Here is a 15,660-nt window from a genome sequence, read left to right as displayed (position 1 = left end):
GCATGTTTTGCGGCATCTGTTTTTACAATAAAGCAGGAGGTTTGAGTGTTACGTCTTTTTCAACTGTGTCTGCTGTTGGGCGTTTATGTGGTATCCCCTGCGGTGTTGTCGCACGATGTGAATATGGCGACGTTCCAGGTTCGCTATGTCGAGTCACAGGGTTGGGTCTATGAAGTGATGACGCCGTTATACAACCTCGACCGCTCGTTACATATGACGCACCCGGACGCCCCGGATGCGGACTTCGACAGTGTGGCGTATAAAGAAAGTGTGGTTGCCTATATCAAGCAAGGGTTTGATATGTCGGTGTCTGATGCTCAGGCTGCCCCGGATTCTGGTGATCTGGCCGTCAGCCTGGGACGAGGGCGCATCAAGCTGGACAATCACCTCAGTGTGTTGCTCTTCGAGATAAAGGGCATGCCGGCAGATGTATCAAAACTGGCATTTCATATCTCCAGCATGACGGAATACCGGCCTGCCAAAAATATCTTCAGGGTTATCCATGGTGAGCATATCCAGCGTTATTGGCTGACGCCTGGGAATCACTATGCCGGGGCTATAACGTTATTGTAGCGGCTGGTTCTGGATCAAGTTCAGAACGACGCTGCTGCGAGATCATGGATCACTTGCCGCCCGAATATAAATAACTCTCTGGTATTGGGCCTAATAGACACCTTGGCGACAGGGTGTTGTTCCCTGTAGTCTGGTTTCATTTTTGACCACTCAGGATGTGTCGACTCATGATCTGTAATACCCATGCGCCGGATATCGCCAGTCCCAGTCTGTCGTTGAATGTGCATCCGATGCGCTCTGTGTTGTATGAAGAGCTGCATAACCGTCCTTCCCCGGTGATTGAGGGCAGCTGCCAGGTCGCGCATTTTACCGTCAAGCTGAATGACAACCGCCAGGAACTGCATGCCCATGTGGTGGAGTTGTGCCGCCGTTACAGTGTGCCAGCGCCGGACCCGGATTCTTCCTGTTTGTATCAGGATTTTGGTGGCTTCGAGTTGCGCTGGGAGCGCCATCTGGAGTTTGCCAACTTCACCTTTATTGTTGCAACCGAAACGCCATTTGCAACCGATGCACTGGCGTTTATTCCCAAGGACTGGCTGGCGGCGATGCCCGGAGAGCTGGTTGTGGCCGTGAATCTGTCGCTGGTCAAGGAGACCCCTGACGATCAGCAGCTGTTTGACTGGTTCGAAGGACAGCGGGTGTCCGGGGCATCGGTGGCCAGTGGTCAGGCCCTGGTGTGGACGGCCTTCCGGCTGCACAGTGATGGTTTTGGCCGTATCGTGGCCGTCAACAGGGGCTTGAATCCGTATCAGACCGGGCGTTTGGTGCAGCGGCTGTTTGAGCTGGAAACCTACCGGCTGATGTCGCTGCTGGCATTGCCGGTGGCGCGTAAAATGAGTAATCAACTGACCTTGGTGGAAACCAGCCTGGCGCAACTGATCCAGAATATTTCCGAGTTGGAGAACCAGCTGGAAGACCGGGATTTACTGACGTCGTTGTCGCAGTTGGCTGCCGATGTTGAGCGCTATCGCTCGGATACCAATTTTCGGTTTGCGGCCGCCAAGGCGTACCACGATCTGGTGCGAGACCGTCTCGACCAGCTAAAAGAAGAGCCGCTGGAGGGCGTGCAGAGTTTGCGGGAATTCCTCGAACGGCGCTTAACTCCAGGGATCAAAACCTGTAATTCGGTACGGGATCAGCTTGAAGACTTGTCTCGCCGTATTCACCGTACCACCAGTCTGTTACGTACCCGAGTGGACTTGTCGATCCAGGAGCAAAACCAGCGTTTGCTGACGTCGATGGATAAACGCAGTGAGCTGCAGTTACGTTTGCAGCAAACGGTCGAAGGGTTATCCGTGGTGGTTATCTGTTACTACTTGCTGGCACTGATCGGGATTGGTGCGGATGGCCTCAAGGCGCTGGGCGTGCCTATTGAACCGTATCTGTTGAAGGCGTCGGCCTTGCCGGTGGTGCTGGTGGTGGTGTTTGTTGCGATTCACCGCTTGCGTCATCATCTGAATGAGAAGATGGCGAGCCTGGATGGAAAATCCGGAACGGATTAGTGGATTGGCTACCGGTTTGAGTCGCTGCTTGTGAGCCAGCCGTGAAAGCAGGGGCTGCCACGCCATGGAAGGCGGGTATCGGATTCGTGGCCGGGGCGATTTTTACATAAGAATTTTTAGTATGATGGGCCTGAATACCTTCAAATTCAGGAATTTGTTTTGGACAACTCCAGATCGTCAGCCATTGCCCTGTGCAATCCCAAAAGTCCTTCTAATGTTGGTGTGGTGATGCGCGCCGCGGGGTGTTATGGCGCCAGTGCGATTTATTATACCGGTAACCGTTTTGCCCGAGCGGCCAAGTATCATCAGGATACCCAGAACGTCAGCCAACATATTGAGTTAAGCGCGATTGAGTCGTTTGCCGATCTGGCCGGGCAGGAGCGGAAGCTGGTGTGTGTGGAGCTGGTGGTTGGCGCGACGCCATTACCGGAGTTTATTCACCCGGATCAGGCGCTGTATGTTTTTGGCCCGGAGGACGGGTCGATTGATCAGTCCCTGATCGATATGGCTGATGAGGTGGTGTATATCCCTACCGTTGGCTGTATGAACCTGGCGGCGACAGTAAATGTTGTGCTGTATGACCGCATGGCCAAACAGCAGCAGTCGATCGATCATAACGAACGGGTTAAAAGCAGCCGGGATGTTAATAACCGGCTGGTCTTTCGTCACCATCATCCGTGTCCGTCTGATCATTAATCCCTGTTATTGCTCGATCCATAATCTTAGCCACTGGCCATACAGCGCCGGTGGTAACAATCCGGCGGCCAGCCAGTCACTGTAAAACTGTTGAGGACTGAAGGCGCTGCCTTGTTCGGATTCTGCCGAGCGGATCAGGCCCAATAAATTGGCCCGGGAGATAGCCGGTCGAGCCAGTTGTCCGGGCGCTTCCATAATCTGTTGCAGGCGTTGCTGGCAGTCTTGTGCCGATAAAAAGCTGTTGCTCTGGCAATAGTCGATGGCCTGGTCCTGGGGCCACTGATACAGATGAATCCCGATATCCAGAATCAGGTTCAGTTCCTGCTCCATGTCATCCAGTAACACCCAGGCGTGTTCGGCGCTGCTTTGATAGCCACCCAGGTCGGTTGCCAGCTCGGCGGCAAGGGATAACCAGCCTGGCTCAAAGTCGTTATTGAGCGGTGTTTGCATAAAGTCGGGCAGCTGATCATTTTCCTGGGCCATGGCTACTTGCAAGTGTTTGCCGGGCAGGGTGTTGCGATACAGGTCCAGCGGCCAGCGCCAGTGGTGATCCGGGTTGGTGGCAAGAGTCCAGTAAATACCTGGTTGTGCCAGTGCCGGTTGCGGCGCCTGGTACCAGGGAGCCTGGATGCCACGACGTTGATTGGGCTGGATGACCAGTGCTGTGCTGGGCAGGTAGGCAAACTGTTGTGGCAGTTGCTGGTTCAGCTGTTGCAGGCGCTGGCGGGCGGAGTCTTGTTGCTGGAGTGGTCGGGAACGTTGTGATGCCAGCCAGGCGCGCAGCTGAGGTGCCAGCAACTGTGCGGGGTCGAGTGACAAGGCCTGAATCAGTTGTTGCTGTATGTCTGAGAGACGGGCTTTGGCTATTTCTTGCAGCAGTTCCGGGGATTCGGTACTGCCCATTTCTGTCAGTTGTAAGCGATAACAGGCATCGCCATTGGGGTATTGCTGCCAGCTCAGGCTGGTCTGGGTGGTGAGGTCTTTGAGTTGACGACGCAGTGCTCGCAAGGCCGGCAGCAGGTGATTGGTCAGCGTGCTGGCGGCTTTGGCTTCGAGTATTTCATGGCTGGCGGGGTATAGCTCCAGCTGTGTCAGCCGGGTTTGAATATCTTGCCACAGTGGCGATGGCTCCGGGCTGTCGGTAAAGGGGTAGCCGGTCAACATGATGTCGAGTTGGCTGAGGGTGTGCTGTCGGCTGCTGTCCAGGATCGGGATATGGTGCTGGCTGCGTTCGCTGATTTGCCGTTGCCATTGCTGCAGCAGGATGGCAGCGGACTCCAGCCGGGTCAGGTAACGATGAAAACCGGGGATGTTGTCGACCGGGGTATCGTTCGCCAGGCTGCTTTCTATGATATGCAGCCAGTCGTGTTCACTGCCCAGTGGCATGGTGCTCTTGCTGCACTCGCGCCAGTCCAGTTGTTGGTTGATGCGGTAAATCAGCGTACTGGCGATCAGTTGTTCTTGTGCCGTCAGGGCATCCAGTGGCAATTGTTGCAGCTGTTGTTTTTGTGCCTGCAATTGCTGGTAGTGGTTATTCCGGGTGATCTCTGACAGGGATGACCAGGCAGCTTCCGGCTCGATCCCCAGAGTACGGGCGCGTTCAGGGAAACGGTCAGCCAACTGTTGAAAATAGTCGGCGCTGATATTATTTAACTGGCTTCGGGCATCGGCTTGCTGCGTATCAGAATAGCTGACCGACTCATCATCCAGTGTATCCGGAATGGTTGGCAAAGTGGCTTGGCATCCTCCCAGTAATAATAGGGTCAGAGGCAAGGTGCGCAGCAATGGAGCAAAAAGGAGTGACATGGGGACTCGGTGTCGCTGGATTCGGAGGCCGCAGTGTAGCAATCTGTAACGCTGCGTTGTAGTCACGCTGTGATCGGCAGGTGTTAATGCCGCGGTGAAGGGCAGGGCTCGTGGTAGGCTGTGGTCTATAATGGGCATGAATGTTGGTGTGAGGTAGTTTTGTGACTGAAAATCTGCAGCAAAATAATTGGGTCGGTGATGGTATGTGCCGGTTTGTTCTGGCCATGCTGATGGTCTTGTGTGTCGTCCCGCTACACGCTGCTGAGGAGAACCGCTTTGGCCAGTTGCTGGCACCGGTGGGGGCGCGGGTTCTGACAGACCGGACGTCATCGATCGATCACTTCCGGCTGGTGTTGTCGGCGCAAAAACGGACGGTGACCAAGACCGTCGCTGATCGTGAGTTAAGAGTGTCTGGTTCGTTACGGCGGATGGCCTGGGAATCCAGTGAAAAACGGGATCTGGATGAGTTGCTGCAACCGCTGCGTAATGAACTGGCCCGGGGCATGTCGGCTCGGGTGTTGTATCAGTGTCAGGATCTCGATTGTGGCAGCAGCCATTTCTGGGCCAATGAAATATTCAGTAATGGCCGGCTGGTGGGCAGAGACAATCAGCAACGTTATATGGCGGTCTATTTGCCGCCAGCCAGTGCCGATGCGCCCTCAACCCTGTTGCTGGTATACGCCACCCAGCGTGGCCCACGCCAGACAGTGGTAGGCCTGGATGTTATAGAAACGACAGACGAAGTGCTGCCTGGAGTCGCCAGTCGTGAGGATATCAATAATATGTTGAGCCTCAGTAGTGGTTGGTTGCCTGGTTTTGAGTTAGCCGATAACCAGCTGGACCCTGTCGCCAGCGAGCCATTATTAGAGGTTCTGTCATCCTTGTCTGAGGGAGTACAGCAGCGTTTGTTTCTGGTGGTGCATTGTTACCAGTCCAATGAGATGTCGGTGAACCAGACCTGTTCTGACCGCCTGGCAGAACAACTGCGGGTGGCGGCTTTTGATCATGGTGCTGAACTGAATGTCAGTGGGCAGGCGGCGCTGGTGTTGCCTGCGGGTGACAGTCTGGTACCGGCTTTACGTTTTGTATTCTGGCCTGGGAGATAACTGGCAATGTCGAAAACCGTGGCGTTGGCGTTAGGCAGTGGTGGTGCACGGGGGTACGCTCATATTGGTGTGCTGGATGTACTGGAAGAACGTGGTTATCAGGTGGTGGGCATCTCCGGCTGTTCCATGGGAGCGCTGGTAGGAGGGTTTTATTGCGCGGGCAAATTGCATCTCTATCGTGATTGGGTCTGCAAATTGGGCTATCTGGAAGTGCTCAAACTGGTGGATGTGTCCTTGTTGTCGAGCGGAGTGATTCGTGGCGACAAGGTATTCAATATGATCAGCGAGCTGCTGGGGGATTGCCTGATCGAAGATCTGGACATTCCTTTTACTGCGGTTGCGACGGATATGGCAGCCAAAAAAGAAGTCTGGATGCAGAACGGCTCGCTGGATCTGGCGATTCGGGCATCGGCGGCGATCCCCAGTATTCTGCACCCGGTGAAAGTGAATGGCAGAACCCTGGTCGACGGTGGCGTGCTGAACCCGTTACCGATTGCTCCCTGTATCTCGATTCATGCCGATTATCTGTTTGCTGTCGATCTGAATTCAGACGCGGCGATACCGGATGACTTTGTCTTTGGCCAGATCGATACTCGCCAGCAAAAACGTGACTGGTTCAACTCGGTGGTCGACAAGGCCACCAACTGGCTCGATTCAAAGCGGCGTGATGATATGTCCAGTCATGTGGATGAGAACATTGGCAAGCTGGAAATGATGAACCAGATGTTTGAAACCATGCAGCTGTCCCTGACCCGTTTCAAGACGGCAGCTTATCCTCCGGACCTGATGATCAATATGCCGATCGATTCTTGCGATATTTACGAATTTTATCGCGCCCGGGAAATGATTGAACTGGGCCGCCATATTGCCGAGAAAGCTCTGGATGCTTTTGAGCAGGGTAGCTGCAGCCCTTATGGTCAGCGGATGGCCTGAGGCCAGGGTGGTTGGGTGTGCGAGTGATGCAGCCGGATGGCTGCCAGGACGATTTTGCGCTTGTCTGATTGTCACTCGCGACATTTTTGTACACAGCCAGTAAACTAGTCGGATTTTATCGTCAGGCCAATTATGTATTTGCATCAGAGTGCCGCTGCGGCAATTGCAGAGCTGAGTACTATCCAGGATATCTTGAGATGGTCGGTCAGCCGCATGAACGAATCCGATCTCTATTTTGGTCATGGCACCGACAACGCCTGGGATGAAGCCCGGTTGCTGGTGACGCATGGGTTGGCGTTATCCTGGGATCTGGCACCGGAGTGGTATAGCGCTCGTCTGACCCGACAGGAACGTGAAGCTGCCGTCGGACTGGTCGTCGAGCGGATTGAAAGCCGCTTGCCGGCACCGTATCTGACTGGCGAAGCCTGGTTCTGCGGTTTGCCTTTTGTGGTGGATGAGCGGGTACTGATTCCGCGTTCGCCGATTGCTGAATTGATCCAACAGGATTTTCTACCCTGGTGGCAAGGGGCAGCGAAACCCCAGCGTATCCTCGATTTGTGTACCGGTTCTGGCTGTATTGGTATTGCCTGTGCGGTGCAGTTTCCAGAGGCTGAGGTTGAGCTGCTGGATATTTCCTTCGATGCGTTGTCGCTGGCGGAAGCAAACATCCATCGTCATGGCTTGTCGCATCAGGTACAGGCGTTACAGTCTGACTTGTTTGATGCTGCCCATGGTCAATACGATCTGATTGTCTCCAATCCTCCTTATGTCGATGCAGAAGACATGGCCAGCCTGCCGGAAGAATTCCATCACGAGCCGGAATTGGCCTTGGCAGCAGGGGAGGATGGTCTCGACCTGGTGCGTATCATGCTGCGTCAGGCGCGGCAATATCTCAGTGATGACGGGTTACTGGTGGTGGAAGTGGGTAATAGCTGGCCAGCACTGGAGGACGCTTTCCCTGAATTGCCGTTTGTCTGGCCTGATTTTGAACGTGGTGGTCATGGGGTGTTTGTATTGCAAGCCCGTGATCTGGATCCGTTTGTGGAGCCACCCGTTAGACCCGTCAATTGACGGATGATTACTGAATACCGATTGAATTTACTGCCCTTGTTGCCGCCCGTGTCGCGGGCCGCCGGGCCGCTACCTCGGAATGATTATGTCTGGAAATAGCATAGGAACACTGTTCACCGTCACTACCTTTGGTGAAAGCCATGGTCTGGCTCTGGGGGCCATTATTGACGGATGTCCGCCGGGGATTGAACTGACAGAAGCCGATTTACAACGGGATCTGGATCGTCGTAAACCCGGTACCTCGCGTTATACCACCCAGCGTCGTGAAGACGATGCCGTACGGATTTTGTCCGGGGTTTTTGAAGGCAAAACCACTGGTACATCGATTGGCCTGCTGATTGAAAACACCGACCAGCGCTCCCGTGATTACGCCAATATTGCTGCGACCTTCCGTCCGGCTCACGCAGATTACAGCTACAACCAGAAATACGGCTTCCGCGATTATCGTGGTGGTGGTCGTTCTTCCGCCCGTGAAACCGCCATGCGTGTGGCGGCCGGAGCAATTGCCAAAAAAGTGCTGGCCGCCAAAGGGATCGAGATTCGTGGGTATCTCTCGCAGCTGGGGCCAATCTGCATTGATCACAGCCAGTTTGACTGGCAACAGGTGGAGCAAAACCCGTTTTTCTGTCCGGATGCCAGCAAGGTCAGCGCGATGGAAGACTATATGACCGCGTTGCGGAAAGAAGGCAACTCGGTCGGGGCCAAGATCTCGGTGGTCGCCACTGGCATGATGCCAGGTTTGGGGGAACCGGTATTTGATCGTCTTGATGCCGAGTTGGCGCATGCCCTGATGAGCATCAATGCGGTGAAAGGTGTTGAAATTGGTGACGGCTTTGATGTTGTGACACAAAAAGGCACCGAACACCGTGACGAAATGACTCCCCAGGGATTCCTCAGTAATCACGCCGGTGGCATTTTGGGCGGCATCTCGACCGGCCAGGATCTGATAGCCCATATTGCTCTCAAGCCGACGTCCAGTCTGGTGATTCCAGGGCAGTCCATCGATGTCGAAGGAAACCCGATCGAAGTAGTCACCAAGGGCCGGCATGACCCGTGTGTCGGTATTCGTGCCACTCCCATCGCCGAGGCGATGATGGCTATTGTGATCTGTGACCACTGGTTACGCCAGCGTGGCCAGAATGGCGACGTGCACTGTACGACGCCGGTGATTGCCGGGGCCGCTCCTCAAGCCGGTCAGTAACGGAGCACAATATGTCTGCGAACGATCGCCAGGTGCGCCAGCCTCTGGCGGTTTTTTATGCGCTGTTTTTTGCGCTGGTTGGCTGTAATGCCCCTTACTGGGGGCCATATCTGCAATCCCTTGGCTTTGATTATGGCGATATTGGCAGCGCCATTGCTTCCTTCTCCCTTGTTCGTATTGTTGCCCCCATGCTCTGGGCTCACTGGAGCCGCTACTTCCACACTCCTTTACATATGGCCCGCATCGCCGGACTAATGACTGCTGTCTGTTTCAGCGCGATTTGGCTGGTGGACGGCTTCTGGCCGGTGCTGGGGGTAATGTTGCTGTATGGCTTCTTCTGGTCGGCGATGTTGCCGCAGTACGAAGTAATCACCATGCATGCCATTGCCAACCGTGTTGAGGATTACAGTCGTATTCGTCTTTGGGGATCGGTTGGCTTTGTGATTACCGTGGCCCTGCTGGGCTGGCTGTTTGAGTACATCCCGGTGGATTGGTTGCCTGCGGTGATGCTGGTATTGATGCTGGGCGTGGTGGTGAATAGCTGGCGACTGAAGCCTGCCGCAGACCAGCAGCCAGGCCGTGATAATGGGGAAGACAGCTCACTCTGGGCGTTATTGACACGTTGGCCGGTGATGGCCTTTTTATTGGTTAATCTGTTGCTGCAAGTCAGTCACGGGCCGTTATACACTTTTTTAAGTATTTATCTGGATGACAATGGTTACTCCTCCAGCAGTATCGGCTTGCTCTGGGCTCTGGGGGTGGTTGCTGAAGTGATACTGTTCTGGCGTATTCGCTGGTTGTTGCAGTGGCTGAACTTGCGTCACTGGTTACTGGTCAGCCTGCTCATCACCGCCTTGCGCTGGTTGTTGATTGCGGCTTTTCCACAGCAGTTGTGGGTGTTGTTATTGGCTCAGGCTTCCCATGCGTTCACTTTTGCCATGTTACATGCTGTTTGTATCCGTTATGTGTCGGTACTGTTTGCTGCAAGCCATGGCCGGGGTCAGGCGCTGTATTCCAGTGCCGGGTTTGGCCTGGGTGGGGCGTTGGGCGCCTGGTTGAGTGGCTATTTCTGGCATCTGGGTGGGGAATGGGTGTTTGTTGGTGCAGCGGTTGTTGCCGTTTTGGCATTGATTGTTGCCTGGAAAGGAATGAATATAAAAATCGAATAGCTAATAAGTTATAAGAATTTATAAGAATCAAAAGGAATAAAATATGAAAATTAATGTAAGTTTTGATTTAACACCTGAAGAATTCCGTCGTGTTATGGGCTTACCGGACGTTCAGGAATTCCAGCAGGAAGTGTTTCATCAAATGATGGAAAAAATGAAGTCAGGCGAGGAAGGTTATGATGCCATGTCGTTATATAAACCTCTGTTCAGTGAAAGTATGACAGCGATGAACAAGTTTCAAAATATGATGTTTGGCATGATGGCCGGAAAAACAGATGAAAATTCTAACGGGTGATAGCCTGTATTTATAGGGCTTTACGGGTGTTCTTCTAACACTGGTTAGAATTTTGGTCAAAAACGGGCCTTGTTTGTGCCAATTTTCTGACGAATTGAACGCAAGATTAAATAATATGTGATTTGGCGCAATAAAATTTGTCAAATAATGTTATTTGTCATTTAAGTGTAAAACGGCATCAGCTAGTATGACTGTGGCAATACTTGCTAACCACGACCTTTTGAAGGAGCAAAACCATGCAAGATAACGTCCTGAATGCGTTCGCAGAACAAGCGAAAACCATGTACGCGCCAATGTCCAAATTCAACAGCCTGTTTGTTGAAAATATGGAAAAAATGACCGATTTCCAACTGAACTCTATCAAAAGCTATGCTGAGATGGGTTTGGATCAGATGAAAAAAGCATCTGAAGTAAAAGATACCGAAGGTATGCGTGCCTACACTGCTGCACAGGCTGAAGCTGCCAGCTCGCTGAACAAAAAAATCATGGAAGATGCGAAAACTTTCTCTGATATGGCCATGGAGTTCAAATCCCAGGTCGAAACTATCATGGAAGAAGCTCGCACCACAGCGGCTACTACTGCTACGACTGCAAAACCAGCGACCAAAGCGACTACTAAAGCCGCTTAATCCTGGTCGAAGTTTCTGAGGCCACCTTTGGGTGGCCTTTTTTCTTTCTTCTGTTCGGATTATGGGTTTGATAAATATGACCAAGGAAAATTTTGAAGTCGCAGTCGGCGATTTTTACGAGATGTCAGGTCGGCTGGCAGAACAATACGGGCATTTGCTGGAAAAAGTGGTTACCCAGCCAACATCAGGGGAAGATCCTTCTGCGTCTGTATTGTCCGACTTTTCTGCGGCACTCCAGGAGGTTGGGTCAGCCATGCTGAACAACCCCAACAAGTTGATTGCTGATCAGATGGATTTGATGAAGCAGCAGCAGATGTTGTATCAAAATACAGTATTACGTTTTCTGGGGCAGACTCCAGACCCTGTGGTTACTCCCGATCCATCCGATCGTCGCTTCAAGAATGAAGAATGGGAAGAAAACCCGGTTTTTGACTATATCAAGCAGTTGTATCTGATCCAGGGTAACTCGCTGATGAAAATGATCAGTGACACCGATGGCCTGAGTGATCATACCCGCCAAAAAGTAGAGTATTTTATACGTCAGTACGTCAATGCATTGGCACCAACCAATTTCCCTACTCTGAACCCTGCTGTTATTCGCAAAACGATTGAAACCGGCGGCTCCAACCTGACAAAGGGTATGGAGCAGCTTATGGAAGATATCGAAGGTAGTGTCAAAGGCTCTCTGAACGTCGCCATGACAGATACCAGTGCCTTTCAGGTCGGTCGTAATATTGCGGTGACGCCAGGCAAGGTGGTGTATCAGAACGACGTCATGCAATTGATCCAGTATAGCCCGTCGACCGACAAGGTCTTCAAACGGCCGTTGCTGGTTATTCCGCCCTTTATCAACAAGTACTATATTCTGGATCTGCGCGAAGATAACTCCTTCCTGAAATGGCTGGTGGATCAGGGCCACACAGTATTCTGTATCTCCTGGGTGAATGCTGGCTCGGAACTACGCGACAAGGGCTTTGACGATTATATGCTGGAAGGCCCGATCGCTGCTGTTGATGCGATTCAGAAAGCGACCGGAGAAAAAGAAGTCAACGCCATTGGTTACTGTGTTGGTGGTACCTTGCTGGCATCAACGATGGCTTATCTCAAGAAAAAACGTAAGTCGCCGATCAAGTCAACGACCTACCTGGCTACCTTGATGGACTTTTCTGAGCCCGGTGAAATTGGTGTGTTTATTAACGAAACCGCTATTTCTGCCCTGGAACGCCAGATGGATCTCGTGGGTTATTACGATGGTCGACAAATGGCATTCAGTTTCAGCACCTTGCGTGAAAATGATTTGTTCTGGTCGTTCTTTATTAACAACTATCTGATGGGTGAACGTCCGGCGGCCTTTGATTTGCTGTACTGGAACACCGACAGCACCAACCTGCCAGCGGCAATGCACAGTTTTTACCTGCGCAATATGTACCTGTACAACAAGTTGATCGAACCTGATGGCATCATGCTGGACGGTGTTCCGATTGATATCAGCAAGATCACAACACCAAGCTACTTTATCTCCTGTGCCCAGGACCATATTGCTTTATGGAAAAGTACCTACAAAGGGGCCACCATCCTGGGCGGAAAAAACCGCTTTGTACTGGGTGGGTCTGGTCATATTGCCGGTATTGTGAATCCGCCACACAAGAAAAAGTACGGCTACTGGACCAACGACGAGCTGCCGGAAGATGCCGATGAGTGGTACAAGGGCACAACTCACAATGCAGGTTCCTGGTGGATAGATTGGCAAGAATGGATTCTCAAACAAGGAGGCATGGAAGAAGTGGATGCTCGTCAGCCAGGCAGCGATGAGTTGCCCGTCATTGAAGACGCACCGGGCTCTTACGTACAACGCCGGATCGGGGTTGTGGCAAAATAGGGCCGGAGTGACTGTCTTGTTCAGGCAAGCGCATATTGGCTTGAACTGAATACGACCACTGACCGATCAGAGCGCCGGATTGTCTCGCTGACAATCCGGCGTTTTTATGCGCTTATTGGAAGGCAGACAGATACACTGGCCGCTTACCTGTCTGGAGTGAAAGAATGAACCACTGGGTCTTGTTAGCAATTGCCATCCTTGGCGAAGTGATTGCAACATCAGCGTTAAAATCAAGCGACAGTTTCACCCGCCTGGGGCCGTCGATTATTGTTGTATTGGGATATGTGGTTGCGTTCTACTTTTTATCTGTCGCGTTAAAAACCATTCCGGTGGGTATTGCCTACGCCGTCTGGGCTGGGTTGGGGGTCGTACTGGTGGCCGTTATTGCCTTTTTCCTGCATGGGCAAAAACCTGATCTTTGGGCATTGGCTGGTATGGGGTTGATTATTACCGGTGTTGCCATGATCAATCTGTTTTCAAAAGCAGGGCATTGACAGGGTCAACCAACCGGCCTGAAGAAAAAGCCTGCACAATGTGTGACAGAGAGCACGGAGTGGCAGCCTGAGTAAACATCACAAAATAGCAATTGTGGCGATCAGTATGCGCAATGGGCTTCAGGCGCTTGCCGCCATGGTGGTTTTGTTTATGATTATGTTATCGAGCCTCTAGTTCAGGACAGACCCGTGAACCACTTTGATCAGGAATCCATCGTGTATGGCGTGATACGCCATAGCCCCAGTACTCGGGAAGTGATTGCCGAGAATGAGCGGCGTACAAATTGGGCGGCCTTGCAGAGCCTGCCTCTGGGGGTGGATGATGATTGGTCGTTGTTGTGCCGGGAGATGTTCTCAATGCCCGGTCAACATCTGCTGAATGGTACCTATCAAACTCATATTATTCATTTTGCCGCTTCTTATCGGGCGGTCGAGTATGAATGGGAATCCTGGTTACGGCAGTTTGAATCCTTGCTCAAGTCGATGTTCTGGGTATCCGCGACCGTACACCTGGAAACGGAATTATCAGGAAAACATACGTTTAACTGGCAAGCTGATCGTGGTCATATCCCCTCGGATGCTGAATTACGCATGAGCTGCGAGTGGGAAAGAGAGGTTGGCTTTGCATTCTGAGACACCACAAGACGATACCCCGGATCATGGCGTGCTTGAAATTCCCTGGAATCGCCTGAGTACGGATGCCCTGGATGCTGTGCTGGCGGAGTTTGTATTACGAGAAGGCACCGACTACGGTGAACAAGAATTCAGCCTGACTGATAAAAAGCAACACGTGAAGCAACAACTGGAATCCGGCAAGGCCCGGTTGTTATTTGACCCGATAGAAAATAGCTGCCACATTGACCTGGTTCGTAACTGAGCTGATTGTCGTTATCTCAAAACCACACCTCCGGAGGCTGCCACCATGACGGATATTCGAGTTCAACGGTTACGCCGTCGGGTGGCGGATGCGGTGGATGATATGGATACCATGAAAGACCAACTGGCCGAGATTCGTGATTGTTGCGCTGAGTTATCGGCTTCCATGCGCAAGATCCGTGAAGACTCGATACGTGCCAGGCAAGCCGCCAAGCGGCGAAATATGCTGAAACGAGTCGTTTAGGGGCGGTGTGATGGTTTTCCGTTGCACTTCAACCAGCCCCAATGCGGGCGTTAAATCAGTAATGGTAGCGAAGCTGAGCGATCAGGGCTGTCATCCGTTGCTTTGTCTCCCATTCGCTTCTGTACCGGAAGCTGCAGGTAAATGATTCAACAAACACAAGCACACGTAACAATTTTTCGTTCCGCTACAAACTGTCCGGAATCATTGAGCGACTACACAGAGAACGAACAGTTGGTGGGAAAGCTGGCTGTGAAAGGGACTACCGGTTAGTTTTCTGGCGAGCATCCAGAAAACTTTCAGTATATGAAAACATACCCTTGTGGAGTATACTTTGATCTATAAAACAAAGGGTTTTGTGTCTTCAACCAAAAAAGAAAGTTTATCTGATGACGATCTTGTCCTTGCTTGCAGGGAGATGACAAATGGGCTTTACGATGCTGATTTAGGTGGCAATGTATACAAGAAACGCATATCAGTAGGTAATAAAGGTAAGAGTGGTGGTTATAGGACCATCGTGGGAGCGGTTATGGGAGACAGATATTTTTTCTTATATGCTTTTGCGAAAAATGCAAGGTCGAATATAAATACAAAGGAAAAACTAGCCCTCAAAGAGTTGGCTAAAGAGTTTCTCAACTTCACTCCAGGTGAGCTGGACCAGCTTGTTCAAGATGGTGAACTAATAATAGTAGGTAATCAAAATGAGTGATATTTTAGAGTCGGTTCATAAAACAGCTAAAGGCTTAAAAAAATCAGGAGTAATTGACAAAACGACAATGCGTAAATTTGATGCATTATGTTTAACTAACGTCCACGAATTCACTCCTGATCAAGTTCGTAATCTTAGGTTGAAATACCGTCTTTCTCAGCCCGTTTTTGCTCAATATTTAAATGTTAGTGATAAATTAGTTAAAAAGTGGGAGCAAGGTGATAGTTCGCCAAGAGGAGCTGCGTTGAAAATGTTATCTATAGCTGAAAAAAAAGGGCTTGAAGTTATTGCGTAAGTAAAAGAAGAGAGTTCGAATCTCTGTGTTCGCCACTGTTTTTCGACCTTGTCGATCTGGCCTTCAAAATGGATACAGCGGTGAGGCTATCTGAACCAGCTCTGCACAAAGGCTGATAAGTGAGAGCGAAAGACTTGTTTATAAAAAGTATCTGCCTGCGTGATCATTATAATGTTCATGTTCGA

Annotated in this window: 18 protein-coding genes; 17 read left to right on the top strand and 1 reads right to left on the bottom strand. The window is 51.5% G+C overall.

The genetic code is table 11. From position 1 onward, the window contains the following. Positions 1-45: 45 nt before the first annotated feature. The 3 genes from Q8W24_RS09935 (at position 46) to Q8W24_RS09925 (ending at position 2,771) form a co-directional block, all read left to right on the top strand. Complete coding sequence (locus Q8W24_RS09935; protein WP_305415523.1) at positions 46-573, top strand: hypothetical protein; 528 nt, start codon at positions 46-48, stop codon at positions 571-573. Positions 574-740: 167 nt separating this feature from the next. Further along, the gene (locus tag Q8W24_RS09930; RefSeq protein ID WP_303434091.1) at positions 741-2,075 is read left to right on the top strand and encodes a DUF3422 family protein; all 1,335 of its coding nucleotides are present in this window, start codon (positions 741-743) and stop codon (positions 2,073-2,075) included. A gap of 159 nt (positions 2,076-2,234) precedes the next feature. Beyond that, positions 2,235-2,771, top strand: a complete 537-nt coding sequence (locus Q8W24_RS09925) for an RNA methyltransferase (RefSeq protein ID WP_305475192.1) — start codon at positions 2,235-2,237, stop codon at positions 2,769-2,771. Between the two features lie 6 nt (positions 2,772-2,777). On the opposite strand, the gene Q8W24_RS09920 is transcribed toward Q8W24_RS09925, so the two are convergent. Continuing rightward, positions 2,778-4,577 carry a DUF885 family protein gene (locus Q8W24_RS09920; RefSeq protein ID WP_305415520.1) on the bottom strand — a complete coding sequence of 600 codons (1,800 nt, stop codon included), beginning with the start codon at positions 4,575-4,577 and terminating at the stop codon, positions 2,778-2,780. A gap of 161 nt (positions 4,578-4,738) precedes the next feature. Between Q8W24_RS09920 and Q8W24_RS09915 the strand changes: the two genes are divergently transcribed. The 14 genes from Q8W24_RS09915 (at position 4,739) to Q8W24_RS09850 (ending at position 15,475) form a co-directional block, all read left to right on the top strand. Continuing rightward, entirely contained in the window at positions 4,739-5,683 is a 945-nt protein-coding gene (locus tag Q8W24_RS09915) for a DUF4892 domain-containing protein (protein WP_305415519.1), read from the top strand. A 6-nt stretch (positions 5,684-5,689) separates the two neighbouring features. Continuing rightward, positions 5,690-6,616, top strand: coding sequence for a patatin-like phospholipase family protein (locus tag Q8W24_RS09910; RefSeq protein ID WP_303434087.1), 927 nt, complete (start codon positions 5,690-5,692; stop codon positions 6,614-6,616). A gap of 132 nt (positions 6,617-6,748) precedes the next feature. Next, positions 6,749-7,687, top strand: a complete 939-nt coding sequence (gene prmB / locus Q8W24_RS09905; protein WP_303434086.1) for a 50S ribosomal protein L3 N(5)-glutamine methyltransferase — start codon at positions 6,749-6,751, stop codon at positions 7,685-7,687. 85 nt (positions 7,688-7,772) lie between these two features. Further along, positions 7,773-8,888 carry a chorismate synthase gene (gene aroC / locus Q8W24_RS09900; RefSeq protein WP_305452390.1) on the top strand — a complete coding sequence of 372 codons (1,116 nt, stop codon included), beginning with the start codon at positions 7,773-7,775 and terminating at the stop codon, positions 8,886-8,888. Between the two features lie 11 nt (positions 8,889-8,899). Further along, positions 8,900-10,057, top strand: coding sequence for an MFS transporter (locus Q8W24_RS09895; protein ID WP_305415517.1), 1,158 nt, complete (start codon positions 8,900-8,902; stop codon positions 10,055-10,057). Positions 10,058-10,100: 43 nt separating this feature from the next. Continuing rightward, positions 10,101-10,352 (top strand): DUF6489 family protein, encoded by a 252-nt coding sequence (locus Q8W24_RS09890; protein ID WP_303434083.1) that lies wholly within the window; start codon positions 10,101-10,103, stop codon positions 10,350-10,352. Positions 10,353-10,588: 236 nt separating this feature from the next. Further along, on the top strand, positions 10,589-10,981 hold the full coding sequence (locus Q8W24_RS09885; protein WP_303434082.1) for a phasin family protein: 393 nt from the start codon (positions 10,589-10,591) through the stop codon (positions 10,979-10,981). 76 nt (positions 10,982-11,057) lie between these two features. Beyond that, entirely contained in the window at positions 11,058-12,860 is a 1,803-nt protein-coding gene (locus tag Q8W24_RS09880; protein ID WP_303434081.1) for an alpha/beta hydrolase, read from the top strand. Between the two features lie 164 nt (positions 12,861-13,024). Then, positions 13,025-13,354 carry a multidrug efflux SMR transporter gene (locus Q8W24_RS09875; protein ID WP_303434080.1) on the top strand — a complete coding sequence of 110 codons (330 nt, stop codon included), beginning with the start codon at positions 13,025-13,027 and terminating at the stop codon, positions 13,352-13,354. Between the two features lie 189 nt (positions 13,355-13,543). Continuing rightward, positions 13,544-13,987, top strand: coding sequence for a hypothetical protein (locus Q8W24_RS09870; protein ID WP_303434079.1), 444 nt, complete (start codon positions 13,544-13,546; stop codon positions 13,985-13,987). Continuing rightward, complete coding sequence (locus Q8W24_RS09865) at positions 13,971-14,231, top strand: YheU family protein (protein ID WP_303434078.1); 261 nt, start codon at positions 13,971-13,973, stop codon at positions 14,229-14,231. The genes Q8W24_RS09870 and Q8W24_RS09865 overlap by 17 nt, the downstream gene beginning before the upstream one ends. A gap of 45 nt (positions 14,232-14,276) precedes the next feature. After that, a complete protein-coding gene (locus Q8W24_RS09860; protein ID WP_303434077.1) occupies positions 14,277-14,474 on the top strand; it encodes a hypothetical protein in 198 nt (65 codons plus the stop codon). A gap of 331 nt (positions 14,475-14,805) precedes the next feature. Further along, the gene (locus tag Q8W24_RS09855) at positions 14,806-15,180 is read left to right on the top strand and encodes a type II toxin-antitoxin system RelE/ParE family toxin (RefSeq protein ID WP_303434076.1); all 375 of its coding nucleotides are present in this window, start codon (positions 14,806-14,808) and stop codon (positions 15,178-15,180) included. Continuing rightward, complete coding sequence (locus Q8W24_RS09850) at positions 15,173-15,475, top strand: DNA-binding transcriptional regulator (RefSeq protein WP_303434075.1); 303 nt, start codon at positions 15,173-15,175, stop codon at positions 15,473-15,475. The genes Q8W24_RS09855 and Q8W24_RS09850 overlap by 8 nt, the downstream gene beginning before the upstream one ends. Positions 15,476-15,660: the final 185 nt, after the last annotated feature.

This window comes from Oceanobacter sp. 4_MG-2023 (assembly GCF_030689165.1).
GTDB lineage: Bacteria > Pseudomonadota > Gammaproteobacteria > Pseudomonadales > Oceanobacteraceae > Oceanobacter.
The sequence above is the reverse complement of the archived record's forward strand: the minus strand, read 5'-3'. Positions and strand labels throughout refer to the sequence as shown.